Source organism: Novosphingobium sp. SG919, assembly GCF_012932495.1.
Lineage (GTDB): Bacteria > Pseudomonadota > Alphaproteobacteria > Sphingomonadales > Sphingomonadaceae > Novosphingobium > Novosphingobium rhizosphaerae.
This window is the reverse complement of the sequence record NZ_JABCNG010000001.1, coordinates 1,520,561-1,535,459: the sequence shown is the minus strand read 5'-3', so window position 1 is coordinate 1,535,459 and position 14,899 is coordinate 1,520,561. Positions and strand designations below refer to the sequence as shown.

Below are 14,899 nucleotides of genomic sequence, written 5' to 3'. Positions count from 1 at the left end.
GATGACGAAAAGATGAACCGGCGGACGCAAGTGGTCCGCCGGTTTCATCGTTTCAGCGCAGCGACACCACGTTGTCGCTCAGGCGCTGGCCGCGGCGGCTGCCGTTGTACTGGCTGGCCATCGGCTCGTCCGACACGGTGTAGGTTTCCACCGCTTCGAAGCCGTTGAACGCGGTCTTCATCGCCGCGCCATAGGCGCCGAGCATGCCGATCTCGATGTAGTCGCCGGCACGGACATCACCGGGCAGCGGAAACGGCCCTTCCATATAGTCCATGTCGTCGCAGGTCGGCCCGTAGAAGCTGAAGTCCTGCGCTTCGGCAGAGCTATCGGCATCGTTGTCCGCCTCGCGCAGCAGACGCACGGGGAAGCGCCAGCCGACGTGGGCCGCATCGAACAGCGCGCCATAGGCGCCGTCGTTGATGAACAGCTCGTTTTCGCGACGCTTTTCCACGCGCACGATGATGGAGTTGTATTCCGCGCAGAGCGCACGGCCCGGTTCGCACCACAGCTCGGCCGAGTAGGACACCGGCAGCGATTCATAAGTGCGGTCGATGAGCGCGAAGTAATCTTCGAGCGGGGGCGGTTCCATGCCCGGATAGACCGAGGGGAAGCCCCCGCCGACATCGATGATGTCCACCGTGACGGCGGCATCGACAATCGCTGCGCGGGCCTTTTCCAGGGCCAGGACATAGGCATGCGGGCTCATCGCCTGGCTGCCCACGTGGAAGCACACGCCCAGGCAATCAGCCAGCTGGCGGGTCTGCTGCAGCAGTTCGCGCGCATCAACCAGATCGCAGCCGAACTTGGAGGCCAAGCTCAGTTCCGAATGTTCCGACGAGACGCGCAGGCGCACGCAAAGCGTCAGATCGCTCGCGCCATCGGTGGCTTCGCGGATCTTTTCGAGTTCGTCGAGCGAATCGAGGCTGAAGGTGCGAACGCCGAACTCGTGATAGGCCTGCGCAATGGCGCGGGGGGCCTTGACCGGGTGCATGAAGCACAGCGTCGCTTGCGGAAGCGTGGCGCGCACCAGCTTCACCTCGGCAATCGAGGCAACATCATAGTGCGTGACGCCGGCATCCCAGAGGATGCGCAGCAGGTCTGGAGAGGGGTTCGCTTTGACAGCATAGAGCGACTTGCCCGGAAACTTCTCGACAAAGAAGCGGGCGGCGCGCGCAGCTGCATGCGGGCGGTTCAGAATGGCGGGTTGGTCAGGCGCGGTGGCGCGAACTACAGCCCGTGCATCAGGATGAATGTGCAACTCAAGGGACCCCCAAACGGAACGTGGAACGAAAGCTGCCTTGCGGTTTGGAAGTCCCCATGGGGCAGCGAGGAAGCGCTAAATAAGCCGAAGGGGGCGAACTTCAAGCGAAAAAATCCCCCTTTCACAAATCTGTCACACACCGGGCCACGGGCTGGCGCACGCACGCCCCCGGCGGGCGCACAATGCGCGCAGCAATATGGCAGCAAGCATATGATAAATTTGATTAACTCAGGCGGTCACGGAAATCTTCGTAGGCAAACTTGCGGATCCGATCGAGCTGATCGGTGTTGCTGTCCCACAGCCAGATCGATGGCAAAGGCACGCCGTTGAAGGTGGTGGTCTTGACCATCGAATAGTGCGCCTGGTCCAGGAACGCGAACCGCGTGCCCGGCTCGGCTGCCACAGGCAGGCGATAGTCCCCGATCACGTCGCCCGCGAGGCACGATGGCCCACCCAGCCGCACCGGAGCATCCCCTGCCCCGTCCTCATATTCATCGATCGGCAGTTCGCCGAGCATCGCCGGACGATAGGGAGCCTCGATCACGTCGGGCATGTGGCAGGTGGCGGAAATGTCGGTGATGGCAATGTCCATCCCGTTCCAGTGGCGATCGAGTACGGTGCCCACCAGGATCCCGGCATCGAGCGCCACCGCCTCGCCCGGCTCCAGATAGAGCTCGCAGCCGGTCTGCGCCTTCACGTCGCGCAGGAAGGCGACCAGTTCGTCGCGCTGGTAATCGGCGCGGGTCACGTGGTGCCCGCCGCCAAAGTTCAGCCACTTGAGCTGGCCCAGGAACGGCGCGATGCGCGGGGCAAGCGAATCCCAGGTGCGACGCAGGGGTTCGAAATCCTGCTCGCACAGGGTGTGGAAGTGCAGGCCGGAAACACCCTCGAGATGTTCGGGGCGCAACTGGTCAACCGGAAAGCCCAGGCGCGAATGCGGGGCGCACGGGTCATAGCGCGGGACTTCGCCTTCCTGGTGCAGCGGATTGATCCGCAGCCCCACGTCGAACGCATGGCCGGCCGTCCGCGCCGCATCCAGCACGGGCTTGAACCGCGCGATCTGGAACGGCGAATTGAAGATCACGTGATCGGAAAGCGCGCAGATCTCGGGCAGGTCTTCCGCCTTGTAGGCCGCGCAATAGGTCGCGATCTCGCCCTGGTAGTGCTCGTCCGCCAGCTTGGCTTCCCACAGGCCCGAAGTGCACACGCCATCGAGGTATTCGCCCACAACCGGGGCCACCTGCCACATCGAAAAGGCCTTGAGCGCGGCCAGCACCTTGATCCCGGCGCGGTCGCGGATATCGGCCAGCGTAGCCAGGTTGCGGCGCAGCGCCTGGACATCGACGACGAAGGCGGGGCTGTCGACGCGCGACAGGTCGAAATGGGCAAAGGCGCCCGGATCGCCGGCTCTGGTTTCCATGGGTGGGGCCTTTCTGTGGGCTTGGGGCATGGCTTCCACCACCCCCAACCCCCTCCTCTGAAGAGGAGGGGGCTATCGGTATCTTGCTCCCCCTCCGCTTCAGAGGAGGGGTTGGAGGGTGGTGGGGGCCTTACACCCCCTCACCTGCAAATCAGAACTGCAGCGGGCCGCTGAGTTCCTTCACCTGCCAGGGCAGGCCATGCTGATTGAGCATGTCCATGAACGGATCGGGATCGAGCTGTTCGATGTTGAACACGCCCTCGCCCTTCCACAGGCCCTGCACCACCAGCGCCGCACCGATCATCGCCGGAACGCCCGTGGTATAGCTGATCGCCTGGTTGCCGGTTTCGGCAAAGGCGTCTTCATGGTCGCAGATGTTGTAGATGTAGAAGGTCTTTTCAACGCCGTCCTTGAGGCCGGTGGCAATATCACCGATGTTGGTCTTGCCCTTGGTGGTGGCGCCCAGCGAGGCCGGCTCGGGCAGCACGGCTTTCAGGAACTGCAAGGGGATGATTTCCTTGCCTTCATAGACCACCGGATCGATCCGCGTCATGCCCACGTTCTGCAGCACGGTGAGGTGCGTGATATAGGCGTCGCCAAACGTCATCCAGAAGCGGATGCGCTCGATTTCGGGCAGGTGCGTCTTCAGGCTTTCGATTTCCTCATGATACATGAGGTACATGTTCTTGGGGCCAACCGCCTCGAAATCGAACTGCTGGCGGATGGTCAGCGCCGGGGTTTCCACCCATTCGCCGTTCAGCCAGTGACGCGCCGGGGCGGTCACTTCGCGGATGTTGATTTCGGGGTTGAAGTTGGTGGCAAAGGCCTGGCCATGGTCGCCGCCGTTGCAATCGAGAATGTCGAGCGTGCGAATCGTGTCGAGCTTGTGCTTCTTGAGCCAGGTGGCGAACACCGAAGTCACGCCCGGATCGAAGCCCGAGCCGAGCAGCGCCATCAGGCCCTTTTCCTTGAAGCGTTCCTGATAGGCCCACTGCCACTTGTATTCGAACTTGGCTTCCTCGCGCGGTTCGTAGTTGGCGGTGTCCATATAGTGCACGCCGGCGGCCAGGCACGCGTCCATGATCGTCAGGTCCTGGTACGGCAGCGCCAGGTTGACCACCAGCACGGGCTTCACCTCGTTGATCAGCGCGGTGGTGGCGGCCACGTCGTCGGCGTCGATCTGATAGGTTGCCACGTCGACGCCGGTGCGTTCCTTCACCGAGGCGGCGATCGCGTCGCACTTGCTCTTGGTGCGGCTGGCAAGGGCGATGCCGGTGAAGATATCGGCATTCATCGCCATCTTGTGGACCGCGACCGAGCCGACGCCGCCGGCGCCAATCACAAGAACCTGAGCCATGGTCACTCCATAATCGTCAAAACAGGGGGTTTGGAGGCAGTCCGGCACGGGCTGCCCATCATGGGCAGGGCACATAGGGCAAGCACATGACAAACCCAAGTCCTATTGCACCCCGCGCTTTCGCCCCACCCGGCCGGCGCGGCGCGCCTGCCATAATCCCGCAACGCCACTGTCGTAGAGCGACGCCCATCCATACGAATGGGAAAGGCAAGGCCATGGAATTGCGGAAAAGCCGGGAAAACTCCGGCGCCACCAACCCGATCACCCGCTCGGTCGTGCGCAAGGGTACCGGGATGGCCCATCGCCTGCTGGACCATGCCTTTGCCCAGGCCTTTCGCGGGCTGGTCTATGCCCAGATCTGGGAAGACCCCGAAGTGGACATGGACGCCCTGCAGATTCGGCCCGACAGCCGCGTGGTGGCCATCGCCAGCGGCGGGTGCAACGTGCTGTCCTATCTGGTCGCCGATCCGGCCAGCATCACCGCGGTCGATCTCAACACCGCGCACATCGCGCTCAACAAGCTGAAACTGGCGGCCGCGCAGGGGCTGCCCGATCATGCACAGTTCCACCGCTTCTTCGCCCAGGCCGACAGCGCGGCCAACATCGCCGCCTATCGCGCGCATCTGCTGCCGCTGCTCGACGAGCCGACGCGCCGCTATTGGGAAGGGCGCGACCTGATCGGCCGGCGGCGCATCGGCGGGTTCGGCAAGGGCATCTACAAGCGCGGGCTGCTGGGGAATTTCATCGGCGTCGCGCACCTTCTGGCCAGGCTCTACCGCATCGACCTGGCCGCGATCCTCGCCGCCCCCACCCAGGATGCACAGCGCGCCGTGTTCGAGCGCGAACTGGCGCCGGTGTTCGACAAGCGCTTCGTGCGCTGGCTGGTCGATCAGCCGGCGGCGCTGTTCGGCCTGGGCATCCCGCCCGCGCAATTCGACGCGCTGGCCGGGGACGAGCCCATGGCGCAAGTGCTGCGCCGCCGGTTGGAAAAGCTGGCGTGCGATTTCCCGGTCGAGGAAAACTATTTCGCCTGGCAGGCCTTTTCGCGCGGCTATTCCCGCAATGGCCAGGGGCCGCTGCCGCCCTACCTCCAGGCGGCGAACTGGCAGGCGGTACGCGAACGCGCCGATCGCGTTACCGTGCTGCACGCCAATTTCACTGAGCACCTGGCCACCCTGCCCGATGCCTCGCGTGATCGCTACGTCCTGCTCGATGCGCAGGACTGGATGACCGACGAACAGCTCAACGCCCTTTGGCAGCAAATCACCCGAACCGCGCGGCCCGGTGCCCGCGTGCTGTTCCGCACCGCGGCGGCGCCCACGTTGCTGCCAGGCCGGGTGGCGCCCGAACTGCTCGACCGCTGGACCTATCATGCGCAAGCCAGCGCCGGGTTCACCACGCGCGATCGCTCGTCGATCTATGGCGGGGTGCACCTTTACGAGTTGACGGCGTGACCACCCTGGCCGGGCCGGCGCGCGAACATGCCGCGCTGATGGATGCCATCTATCGGCGGCAGGTGTGGCTCTATGACGCCACGCGCAAATACTATCTGTTCGGGCGCGACCGGCTGATCCGTGACCTTGATGCGCCACCCGGCGCGCGTGTACTCGAACTGGGCTGCGGCACCGGCCGCAACCTCGCGCTGATCGGGCGGCGATGGCCGGGCATGCGCCTCCATGGGATCGACATTTCGCAAGACATGCTCGGTGCCGCGCGGCGGCGGCTGGGGGCGGACGCCCGCCTTGCCCTGGCCGATGCGAGCCAGTTCGATCCGCAAGCCTTGCTGGGCACGCCGCTGTTCGACCGCGTGGTGATTTCCTTTGCGCTCTCGATGATCCCGCCGTGGCAGGACACCATCGCCCAGGCCGCGCATCTGCTGGCCCCGGGCGGATCGCTGCACATGGTCGATTTCCATGATGCTGCCGGCCTGCCAGGGCCGCTGCGGCGTGGGCTGCAGGCATGGCTGGCACGCTTTCACGTCACGCCACGGACCGACCTGGCCACCGTGAGCCGCACACTCGCAGCGCAATCGGGCCTGGTGTGCGACGTTCATACCGGTCCGCTGGGCTATTACCGGCTGGTGACGATGACCCGCGCGCGCTGAGCCGCAGATTTGACAACGCTTGCATGGCAGCGCACAATCCTGTGGATAATGCCTGCGCCGCCTGTGGATAACGTGGGCACGAAAGGGGTTTGGGATGGAGGCGCCGATGCTGGCACCCGCGGCCGTGCTCGTGCTGTGGTCGCTGGTCATGCTGGGCTGGCTTGGGGTGGCGCGCATTCAGGCGTTCGCCCGGACCTCGGGCAAGTTGCACAACCTGCCACCCGGCAGCCGCGGCCAGGAACTCGAGAGTCGCCTGCCGCCAGGTGCCTGCTGGCCATCGCACAACTATGCCCACCTGATGGAGCAGCCCACGCTGTTCTACGCGGTTTGCCTGATCCTGGCAGTGCTGGGCCCACAGCGCGACGATATCCTGGTGGCCTGGGCCTATGTCTTGCTGCGGGTCATCCATTCGCTGTGGCAGGCGCGGATCAACACGATCCCGGCGCGGCTGGCGCTGTTCGGCGCCGCCACCTTCTGCCTCGTGGCATTGGCCATCCGCGCCGCGGTGCTGGCCCTGCGCATCGATTAGCCGGGCTTACCCTTCGCGCACGAACAGGCTGGCGAGTTCGACGTGGGTGGACCAGCGGAACTGTCCCACCGCTTTCAATCCCGCCAGCCGATAGCCTGCGGCCACCAGCGTGGCGGCATCACGCGCCCAACTCGCCGGGTTGCAGCTGATATAGACCAGCCGGCCCACGGTCGACGCGGCGATCTGGGCCACTTGTTCACGCGCTCCGGCGCGCGGCGGATCGAGCAGCACCGCGGCAAACCGGTTAAGCTCTTCGGCGCGCAGTGGATTGCGGAACAAGTCACGGTGCAAGGCATGGACCGGCCTGCCCTTCATCCGTGCCGCGGCTTGGCACGCCAGATGCGCATCGCGCGCCGCTTCCACCGCCAAAACCTTGGTGCCCGGCCCGGCCAGGGCAAAGGCGAACGTGCCAAGCCCGGCAAAGAGATCGGCCACCGTGGCGGCGCCAGCCAGCCAGCCCTTGGCCGCTTCCACCAGCGCCGCTTCGCCATCGGCCGTCGCCTGAAGAAACGCGCCCGGCGGCAGGCTCACCGCCGTGCCACCCAGAGTCACTGTGGCCGGATCTGGTTCCCACGTGGTTTCCGGGCCATAGCCGGTATCGAGCGTCAGCCGCGCCAAGCCATGGGTGCGGGCAAAATCGAGCAAGGCTTCGGTCTGCGTCAGGTTTTCGGCCGCCAGGCCGAACAGGCCCAGCGCCACGCCCTGGTCGGCCAGGGTCATTTCCACGTCCACCGCCAGCTTGCGATCCTGCCAGCTTTCCAGCAGCGCGCGCAGCGGCGCAACCAGGGCAAGGATTTCCGGCGCAATCACATGGCATTCGCGCATGTCCACGGTCTTGTGGCTGCCACCCTCGCGAAAGCCCAGCACCACGCGGCGGCCAATCGCCTGGCCGTGCAGCGTGGCGCGGCGGCGCGTGCGCGGCGGGGAAAGGTGGGTTGGTTCGGCCACGCCGGGGTCAAGCCCCTGCCCTCGCGCGGCGCCGAGCACGCGGTCGCCCACGTAATCCCGCAGCGCATCTTCCGACAAGTGCTGCAACTGGCACCCCCCGCACGCCGGGAAATGGCGGCAGGGCGGCTCCACATGGTTTGGCCCCCAGGTGAGCGTGCCATCGTCTTCCAGCACATCGCCAGGGGCAGAAAGGGCAACATAGCGCCCATCGGCCGTTGCGCCTTCGCCCTTGGCGGCAACGCGCACGATCGGAGCGCCGCTCACGACAGGGCCTGTCGCAGCGCGCCACCGATGGCATGGGCCAGATCGCCGCTGGTAAATCCAGGCCCGGCCAGATGTGCAGCTTCGCCATGCAGCCAGAGCGCCTCGTGCGCGGCGCGCGCCGGATCGCGCCGCACGGCCAGCCGGCTTGCCACGGCGCCGGCCAGGACATCGCCCGTGCCCGCCACCGAAAGCCAGGAAGACGCGCGCGGTGCCACCGTCACTTCACCGGCCGGGCTGGCGATCACGCTGTCCGGCCCCTTGAGCATTACAACTGCGCCTGCGGCCTGCGCCAATGCCACGGCGCGGATGCGTCGTTCGCCATGGCCCGAAAGCCCGAAATTCCGTTCCAAAACCTGCATCTCTCCTTCATGCGGGGTCAACACCATCGGCGCACCACGCAGCATGTCCCCCTTAAGCATCTTTGGCGCCAGCAAGACCAGCGCATCGGCATCGATCACGGTGGGCTTGCGCGCCGCCAGCGCCGCTTCCAGCCTGGCCTCGGCCGCATCGTCGCGCCCCAACCCTGGCCCCACCAGCAAAGCGGCAAAGCGATCATCGGCCAGATCCGTCTCCAGGGCGCCATGCCGCACCACCAGTTCCGGCGGTGTGCCAGGCAGCCCGGCGTCGGCCGCAAGCACCTGCACATAGCCGGCCCCGCCGCGCAAGGCCGCCGTGGCTGCCAGCAAGGCCGCTCCCGGCATCGCGCCGGCGACGATGCCCAGCAGGCCCCGGCGATACTTGTGCGCGTCAGCGGCGGGCGCCGCCAGCACCGGGCGTTGCAGCACCCGCGCCGCGCCGGGCACGGCTGCGACGCCGATATCGACCAGGCGCAACGCGCCCATCGTGGCGCAAGCCGGCATGGCAAAGTGGGCATGCTTCCACGCGCCCAGCGCCAGTGTCAGGTGCCAATCGGGAAGCCCTGCATTGAGGCAAGCGCCGCTGTTGCTGTCCACCCCGCTCGGCACGTCAACCGCGATGCGATAGGGGTGATGCGCGGCAAGATCGGTCAGCAGCGCCAGCAATGGCGCATCCAGCGGGCGCGCCAGGCCACTGCCAAACAGGCAATCGACCAGCACGCCACTCTCGACGCCCGCTCCGCTTTCCTTGACGCTCCCGGCGTAGAGAGCACGCGCACGCTGCGCCGCTTCCGTTCGCGGCGGGTGCGGGGCAACGACCTGCACCCGCACGCCTGCGTCGGCCAGGTACTGCGCGATGACATAACCATCGCCGCCGTTGTTGCCCGGGCCGCACAGCACCGTCACGCGGCGCCCGGCGGCCACCCGGCGCACCCATTCGCCCGCCCCGCGCCCGGCACGCTGCATCAGCGCGTGAACATCGGTGCCGGCGCCGATCAGCGTCTCTTCCGCCGCGCGCATCTGCGCCACGGTAAGAACCTGGGCGAGATCAGGGTGTCTTGGGCCCATCGGCTTTCACCTTTGCGGGAAAACGATAGCGATCGCCGCCCACGGTCACTTCCAGCCGCCCATCGGCAAGCCATGCGACTTGCGCGGGCACCACGCCATCGGCAGCCACCACGCCGCGCCCGTCGTCCACCTTGAGCAGGCGCCGAAATCCCCCGCCGGGATGATGGACGATCAGCAGATGACGCGTGCCTTCAACCACGGGTTCTACGCGGCAATCCCGCTTGAACGCACCGGCGCCGTCGGTGGCGCATTCGATGGTCACCATCGGCGGTTCGGGCGCCGAGCCGGTCCCCTGCCCGCATGCGGCCAGGGCAAAGACCGGCAGCAAGGCGCCCGCGCGCCGCATCAGTTGCGCTTGAACCGCGACAGATCGCGCACCGCGCCACGTGCGGCGCTGGTCGTCATCGCGGCATAGGCTTGCAGGGCCACGGACACCTTGCGCGCACGCGGCTTGGCCGGCTGCCAGGCATCGGCACCCTTGGCTTCCATCGCGGCACGGCGGCGGGCGAGTTCGTCTGCCGCAACCAGCACGTCGATCTTGCGTCCGGGAATGTCGATGGCGATCAGGTCCCCGTTCTCGACCAGGCCGATATCCCCGCCTTCCGCCGCTTCGGGCGAGACGTGGCCGATCGACAGGCCCGAGCTGCCGCCCGAAAAGCGGCCATCGGTCACCAGCGCGCAGGCCTTGCCCAGGCCCTTGGACTTCAAGTAGCTGGTGGGATAGAGCATTTCCTGCATGCCCGGCCCGCCCTTGGGCCCTTCATAGCGGATCAGCACCACGTCGCCTTCCACCACCTGGCCGGTGAGGATTGCGGTCACGGCAGCATCCTGGCTCTCATAGACCTTGGCCGGGCCGGTGAACTTGAGGATGCTTTCATCCACGCCGGCCGTCTTCACGATGCAGCCGTCAGCGGCGATGTTGCCGGCCAGCACGGCCAGCCCGCCGTCCTGGCTGAAAGCATGGGTGGCGCTGCGGATCACGCCGTTTTCGCGGTCCAGATCGAGTTCGGCCCAGCGGCGGCTTTGGCTGAACGCGGTCTGCGTGGGCACGCCACCGGGGGCGGCGCGATAGAATTCCTGGACCGACGGCGCGTTGGTGCGCGCCACGTCCCACTGCGCCAGCGCGTCAGCCATCGTGCGGGCGTGCACGGTGGGCGTGTCGGTGTGCAGCAGCCCGGCGCGATCGAGCTCGCCCAGGATCGCCATGATCCCGCCGGCGCGGTGCACGTCTTCCATGTGCACGTCGTTCTTGGCGGGGGCGACCTTGGACAGCACCGGCACGCGGCGCGACAGCCGGTCGATATCGGCCATGGTGAAATCCACCCCGGCTTCCTGTGCGGCGGCCAGCAGGTGCAGCACGGTGTTGGTCGAACCGCCCATGGCGATATCGAGGCTCATCGCGTTTTCAAAGGCGCGGAAGTTGGCAATCGCACGCGGCAGAGCCGTCTCGTCACCCTCTTCGTAATAGCGCTTGCACAAGTCCACCGCCAGGCGCCCGGCTTCCAGGAACAGGCGCTGGCGATCGGCATGAGTTGCCAGAGTGGAGCCGTTGCCCGGCAGGGACAGGCCCAGCGCCTCGGTCAAGCAGTTCATCGAATTGGCGGTGAACATGCCCGAGCACGAGCCGCACGTGGGACAGGCCGAACGTTCGATATCGGCCACTTCCTCGTCGGTGTAGCTGTCGTCGGCGGCGACGATCATCGCGTCGACCAGGTCGAGCGCGTGTTCCTTGCCACGCACGACAACCTTGCCCGCTTCCATCGGCCCGCCCGAAACGAACACCACCGGAATGTTGATGCGCAGCGCCGCCATCAGCATGCCCGGGGTGATCTTGTCGCAGTTGGAAATGCACACCATGGCGTCGGCGCAATGCGCGTTGACCATGTATTCCACGCTATCGGCGATCAGGTCGCGGCTGGGCAACGAATAGAGCATGCCATCGTGGCCCATGGCGATGCCATCATCCACCGCGATAGTGTTGAATTCCTTGGCCACGCCGCCGGCCGCCTCGATCTCGCGCGCCACCATCTGGCCCAGGTCCTTCAAGTGGACGTGGCCGGGCACGAACTGGGTGAACGAGTTCACCACCGCCACGATCGGCTTGCCGAAATCGCCATCCTTCATCCCCGTGGCGCGCCACAGGCTGCGCGCGCCCGCCATGTTGCGGCCGTGGGTCGAAGTGCGGGAGCGATAGGCGGGCATTGTTCGGAGACTCCAGACGTACAATTCTTTCGCGCCGCGCGGGCGCAAGGACGTGCCCCTACCCCAGGCAAGGGCCAGCGTCCAAGGTTACATTTGCGACTTTTACGCCAGGCCTGCAACCACCACGGGCAAGAGTCTTGCCAGCCGCTCTGCCCACTCGGCCTGGCCGGCGGCGTCACCGATCAGATCCTGGCGCAGTTCCAGGCCCAGATAGGGTCGGCCATGCACTTCCGCGTGACGGTTCATCGTGGCGTTGAGCAGGCGGCCGGAATAGGGCTGCTGATCGCCCACGCACAGGCCCGGCTCTTGCTCCATCCACGGCAGCGCCAGCCGCGCCGCGCGATCGTCCTCATTATACAAAACGCCCACGTGCCAGGGCCGCGCTTGTGCCGGATCGCTTGAAAGACGCGGCGTAAAGCTATGGAGTGAAAGGATCAGCGCCGGTTCGTGCGCGGCCAGGATCTGCGCCAGGGCGGCGTGGTAGGGATGGAAGAAGCGCGCCAGCCGTGCCTCGCGCCCGGCATGGTCCAGCATGTTGCCGGGAATGGCGTGGCCATCGCTCGCCACCGGCACCACCGCAGGCGCATCGGCATCGCGGTTGAAATCGCACACCAGGCGGCTCACCCCGCCCTGGAACGCGGCAATGCCAGGCCTCCGCGCGAGCATGGCACCGATCGCTGCCACGCCGATATCAATCGCCATATGCTGGGTCAGCAGCGCCGGGTCGATGCCAAGGTCGATATCACCCGGCACATGGGCGCTGGCGTGGTCCGAGACGATCAGCACGCCGCCCTTGGTGGGCGTGCCCAGCAGGGCCCAGGCTTCTTGGCTCATCGCAGCGCTCCTGCCAGCGTCCACCATGCCGCCGGCATGGCCGCCTGCGCTGCATCGCGCGCGGATGCCTGGTCATAAAGCGCAAAGCACGTCGCGCCCGAGCCGGACATGCGCACCACCCAAGCGCCAGTTGCGCGCAGCGCCGCCAGAACATCCCCGATCTGCGGCACCAGCGCCAAGGCTGGCGCTTCCAGGTCGTTGCGCCCTTCGCGCGCGATCGTGCGCAAGTCGCCCTGCGGCAGCGCGCCGCGATCGATCCCGTCCCAACCCTTGAACACGGGGCCGGTGGCGAGCGGAATGCGCGGGTTGACCAGCAAGACCGGGCACCCGGCCAGATCGTTGTCCACCGCTTCCAGTTCCGTTCCCGTGCCCCGGCCGATGCAGGCGCGGCTGGCCACGCAGGCCGGCACATCGGCGCCCAAGGCTGCGGCCTTGTCGTGCCAATCGGCCGGCAGTCCCTGGGCCTGCTCCACCAGGCGGAACACCGCGCCGGCATCGGCCGAACCGCCGCCCAGGCCGGCCGCCACGGGCAGCCGTTTTTCCAGCGTCACCGCCCAGCCGCCCGCGCGGGGCAGCGTGCCCAGCGCCTTGGCCACGATATTGCCGAACGGATCGGCCAGTTCCCCGCCGAATTCGCCCACCACGCGCAAGGCATCCTGCGCGGCGGGGCTCACCGCCAGTTCGTCGCCCGCGTCGACAAAGGCAAAGGCGGTTTCCAGGTCATGATAGCCATCCTGGCGCCGCGCCCGCACGTGCAGCGCCAGGTTGATCTTGGCAAAGGCCGTTTCATGCATGCTGTGAAAAACCGGCCCTTACATGTTGGGATAATTGGGGCCGCCGCCGCCTTCTGGCGTCACCCAGTCGATGTTCTGCGTCTTGTCCTTGATGTCGCAGGTCTTGCAGTGGACGCAGTTCTGGGCGTTGATCTGCAGGCGCGGCGTACCTTCCTCCACGCCCACGAATTCATAGACGCCGGCCGGGCAATAGCGGGCCTCGGGACCGGCATAGAGCGGCAGGTTGACCCGCGTCGGCACTTCGGGGTCTTTCAGCACCAGGTGGCAGGGCTGGTCTTCCTCATGGTTGGTATAGGAAAACGCGACGCTGGTCAGCCGGTCGAACGTGATCACGCCGTCGGGCTTGGGATAGGCGATCGGCTTGTAAAGGTCCGCGCGCTGCGTCGCTTCGGCATCGGTATGGTGCTTGAGACCCTTGATCGGATTGATCTTGAGCACGCGGCCCCACATGTCGGCCCCCGCCAGGATCGTACCCCACGAACCGCCGAACTTTGCCACCAGAGGCTGGGCGTTCTGCACCAGCTTGAGTTCGGTGGCGATCCAGCTGTCGCGCACGGCGGCATCGTATTCCACCATGTCGTCGTGCTCGCGGCCCGCCGCTGCCGCCGCCACGATGGCCTCGGCCGCCAGCATCCCGCTTTTCATCGCGGTGTGGCTGCCCTTGATGCGCGGCACGTTGACGAACCCGGCTGAGCAGCCGATCAGCGCCCCGCCCGGGAACGACAGGCGCGGCACCGATTGCCAGCCGCCTTCGTTGATCGCGCGTGCGCCATAGGCCACGCGGCGCCCGCCTTCCAGGATCGCGCGGATATCCGGGTGCTGCTTCCAGCGCTGGAATTCCTCGAACGGATAGACATAGGGGTTGGCGTAATCGAGCGCGGTGACAAAGCCCAAGGCCACCTGGTTGTTGGCCTGGTGATAGAGGAACCCGCCGCCCCACGAATTGCTTTCCGAAAGCGGCCAGCCCTGGGTGTGGATCACCCGGCCCGGCACGTGCTTGGCCGGGTCGATATCCCACAATTCCTTGATGCCCAGGCCATAGACCTGCGGCTGGCAATCGCGCTCCAGATCGAAATGCTGCTTGAGCCGCTTGGTCAGGTGCCCGCGCGCGCCTTCGGCAAACAGGGTATACTTGGCGTGCAGTGCCATGCCGGGCTGGTAATCGCCCTTGTGGCTGCCATCCTTGGCCACGCCCATGTCGCCCGTGGCCACGCCGATCACCGCGCCGCTTTCGTTGAACAGCACTTCGGCCGCCGGGAAGCCGGGGAAGATTTCCACGCCCAGTTCAGTGGCTTGCTCGGCCAGCCAGCGGCACAGGTTGCCCAAGCTGCCGGTGTAGTTCCCATCGTTCGACATGAACGGCGGCATCGGCCAGTGCGGCAGCGCGTATTTCTTCTTCTTGCTCAGCACCCAGTGCCAGTTGTCGGTCACCGGCACTTGCGCCATCGGGCAATCCATCGTGCGCCATTCGGGCAGCAGCTCGTCCAGCGCCTTGGGATCGACCACCGCGCCCGACAGGATGTGGGCGCCGATTTCCGAACCCTTTTCCAGGATGCACACCGTCAGGTCGGGGTTGAGTTGCTTCACCCGGATCGACGCGGCCAGGCCTGCCGGCCCGCCACCGACGATCACCACGTCATAAGGCATCGATTCCCGTTCGCTCATCGTCCCCGCTCCATCGCCCATTCCTGCATACCGGGCCTGCTTGGTGCCCGCTCGCATCCGGGCTGTTAATCACGCGATTATGCCGCGCAGCCTTGAA

General features: G+C 66.4%; 13 protein-coding genes. 3 read left to right on the top strand and 10 right to left on the bottom strand.

The window, feature by feature from the left end; all coding sequences use genetic code 11:
• Positions 1-52: 52 nt before the first annotated feature.
• The 3 genes from FHT19_RS06880 to FHT19_RS06870 form a co-directional block, all read right to left on the bottom strand.
• On the bottom strand, positions 53-1,258 hold the full coding sequence (locus tag FHT19_RS06880) for a type III PLP-dependent enzyme (RefSeq protein ID WP_168554845.1): 1,206 nt from the start codon (positions 1,256-1,258) through the stop codon (positions 53-55).
• A 226-nt stretch (positions 1,259-1,484) separates the two neighbouring features.
• Positions 1,485-2,681: a carboxynorspermidine decarboxylase gene (locus FHT19_RS06875; RefSeq protein WP_169474390.1), complete on the bottom strand. Its 1,197-nt coding sequence runs from the start codon at positions 2,679-2,681 to the stop codon at positions 1,485-1,487.
• Between the two features lie 151 nt (positions 2,682-2,832).
• Positions 2,833-4,038 (bottom strand): saccharopine dehydrogenase family protein, encoded by a 1,206-nt coding sequence (locus FHT19_RS06870; protein WP_169474389.1) that lies wholly within the window; start codon positions 4,036-4,038, stop codon positions 2,833-2,835.
• 293 nt (positions 4,039-4,331) lie between these two features.
• Here FHT19_RS06870 and FHT19_RS06865 point away from each other — a divergent pair, with 293 nt between their 5' ends.
• From FHT19_RS06865 to FHT19_RS06855, 3 genes are all read left to right on the top strand, one after another.
• Positions 4,332-5,492: a DUF3419 family protein gene (locus FHT19_RS06865; RefSeq protein ID WP_246866009.1), complete on the top strand. Its 1,161-nt coding sequence runs from the start codon at positions 4,332-4,334 to the stop codon at positions 5,490-5,492.
• Positions 5,489-6,142 (top strand): class I SAM-dependent methyltransferase, encoded by a 654-nt coding sequence (locus FHT19_RS06860; protein ID WP_248290296.1) that lies wholly within the window; start codon positions 5,489-5,491, stop codon positions 6,140-6,142. The genes FHT19_RS06865 and FHT19_RS06860 overlap by 4 nt, the downstream gene beginning before the upstream one ends.
• Positions 6,143-6,248: 106 nt before the next feature.
• On the top strand, positions 6,249-6,671 hold the full coding sequence (locus tag FHT19_RS06855) for an MAPEG family protein (RefSeq protein WP_348981753.1): 423 nt from the start codon (positions 6,249-6,251) through the stop codon (positions 6,669-6,671).
• A 6-nt stretch (positions 6,672-6,677) separates the two neighbouring features.
• Here the strand turns inward: FHT19_RS06855 and FHT19_RS06850 are convergent, their stop codons facing one another.
• The 7 genes from FHT19_RS06850 to FHT19_RS06820 form a co-directional block, all read right to left on the bottom strand.
• Positions 6,678-7,883: a class I SAM-dependent RNA methyltransferase gene (locus tag FHT19_RS06850; protein ID WP_169474386.1), complete on the bottom strand. Its 1,206-nt coding sequence runs from the start codon at positions 7,881-7,883 to the stop codon at positions 6,678-6,680.
• Complete coding sequence (locus FHT19_RS06845; protein ID WP_169474385.1) at positions 7,880-9,307, bottom strand: NAD(P)H-hydrate dehydratase; 1,428 nt, start codon at positions 9,305-9,307, stop codon at positions 7,880-7,882. The genes FHT19_RS06850 and FHT19_RS06845 overlap by 4 nt, the downstream gene beginning before the upstream one ends.
• The gene (locus FHT19_RS06840; protein ID WP_168554838.1) at positions 9,288-9,653 is read right to left on the bottom strand and encodes a hypothetical protein; all 366 of its coding nucleotides are present in this window, start codon (positions 9,651-9,653) and stop codon (positions 9,288-9,290) included. The genes FHT19_RS06845 and FHT19_RS06840 overlap by 20 nt, the downstream gene beginning before the upstream one ends.
• Positions 9,653-11,509 carry a dihydroxy-acid dehydratase gene (ilvD, locus tag FHT19_RS06835; RefSeq protein WP_169474384.1) on the bottom strand — a complete coding sequence of 619 codons (1,857 nt, stop codon included), beginning with the start codon at positions 11,507-11,509 and terminating at the stop codon, positions 9,653-9,655. Before ilvD ends, FHT19_RS06840 begins: the two co-directional genes overlap by 1 nt.
• Before the next feature lie 102 nt (positions 11,510-11,611).
• Positions 11,612-12,343 carry an N-formylglutamate amidohydrolase gene (locus FHT19_RS06830; protein WP_169474383.1) on the bottom strand — a complete coding sequence of 244 codons (732 nt, stop codon included), beginning with the start codon at positions 12,341-12,343 and terminating at the stop codon, positions 11,612-11,614.
• On the bottom strand, positions 12,340-13,137 hold the full coding sequence (locus FHT19_RS06825; protein WP_169474382.1) for a 4-(cytidine 5'-diphospho)-2-C-methyl-D-erythritol kinase: 798 nt from the start codon (positions 13,135-13,137) through the stop codon (positions 12,340-12,342). Before FHT19_RS06825 ends, FHT19_RS06830 begins: the two co-directional genes overlap by 4 nt.
• Positions 13,138-13,155: 18 nt before the next feature.
• Positions 13,156-14,802, bottom strand: coding sequence for an electron transfer flavoprotein-ubiquinone oxidoreductase (locus tag FHT19_RS06820; RefSeq protein WP_169474381.1), 1,647 nt, complete (start codon positions 14,800-14,802; stop codon positions 13,156-13,158).
• Positions 14,803-14,899: the final 97 nt, after the last annotated feature.

What these genes read in the sequence shown, in the direction of transcription:
- FHT19_RS06875 (WP_169474390.1), bottom strand. Translation starts at nt 2,681, where the DNA reads ATGGAAACCAGAGCCGGCGATCCGGGCGCCTTTGCCCATTTCGACCTG.
- FHT19_RS06865 (WP_246866009.1), top strand. Translation starts at nt 4,332, where the DNA reads ATGGCCCATCGCCTGCTGGACCATGCCTTTGCCCAGGCCTTTCGCGGG.
- FHT19_RS06870 (WP_169474389.1), bottom strand. Translation starts at nt 4,038, where the DNA reads ATGGCTCAGGTTCTTGTGATTGGCGCCGGCGGCGTCGGCTCGGTCGCG.
- FHT19_RS06855 (WP_348981753.1), top strand. Translation starts at nt 6,249, where the DNA reads ATGCTGGCACCCGCGGCCGTGCTCGTGCTGTGGTCGCTGGTCATGCTG.
- FHT19_RS06820 (WP_169474381.1), bottom strand. Translation starts at nt 14,802, where the DNA reads ATGAGCGAACGGGAATCGATGCCTTATGACGTGGTGATCGTCGGTGGC.
- FHT19_RS06840 (WP_168554838.1), bottom strand. Translation starts at nt 9,653, where the DNA reads ATGCGGCGCGCGGGCGCCTTGCTGCCGGTCTTTGCCCTGGCCGCATGC.
- FHT19_RS06845 (WP_169474385.1), bottom strand. Translation starts at nt 9,307, where the DNA reads ATGGGCCCAAGACACCCTGATCTCGCCCAGGTTCTTACCGTGGCGCAG.
- ilvD (WP_169474384.1), bottom strand. Translation starts at nt 11,509, where the DNA reads ATGCCCGCCTATCGCTCCCGCACTTCGACCCACGGCCGCAACATGGCG.
- FHT19_RS06830 (WP_169474383.1), bottom strand. Translation starts at nt 12,343, where the DNA reads ATGAGCCAAGAAGCCTGGGCCCTGCTGGGCACGCCCACCAAGGGCGGC.
- FHT19_RS06825 (WP_169474382.1), bottom strand. Translation starts at nt 13,137, where the DNA reads ATGCATGAAACGGCCTTTGCCAAGATCAACCTGGCGCTGCACGTGCGG.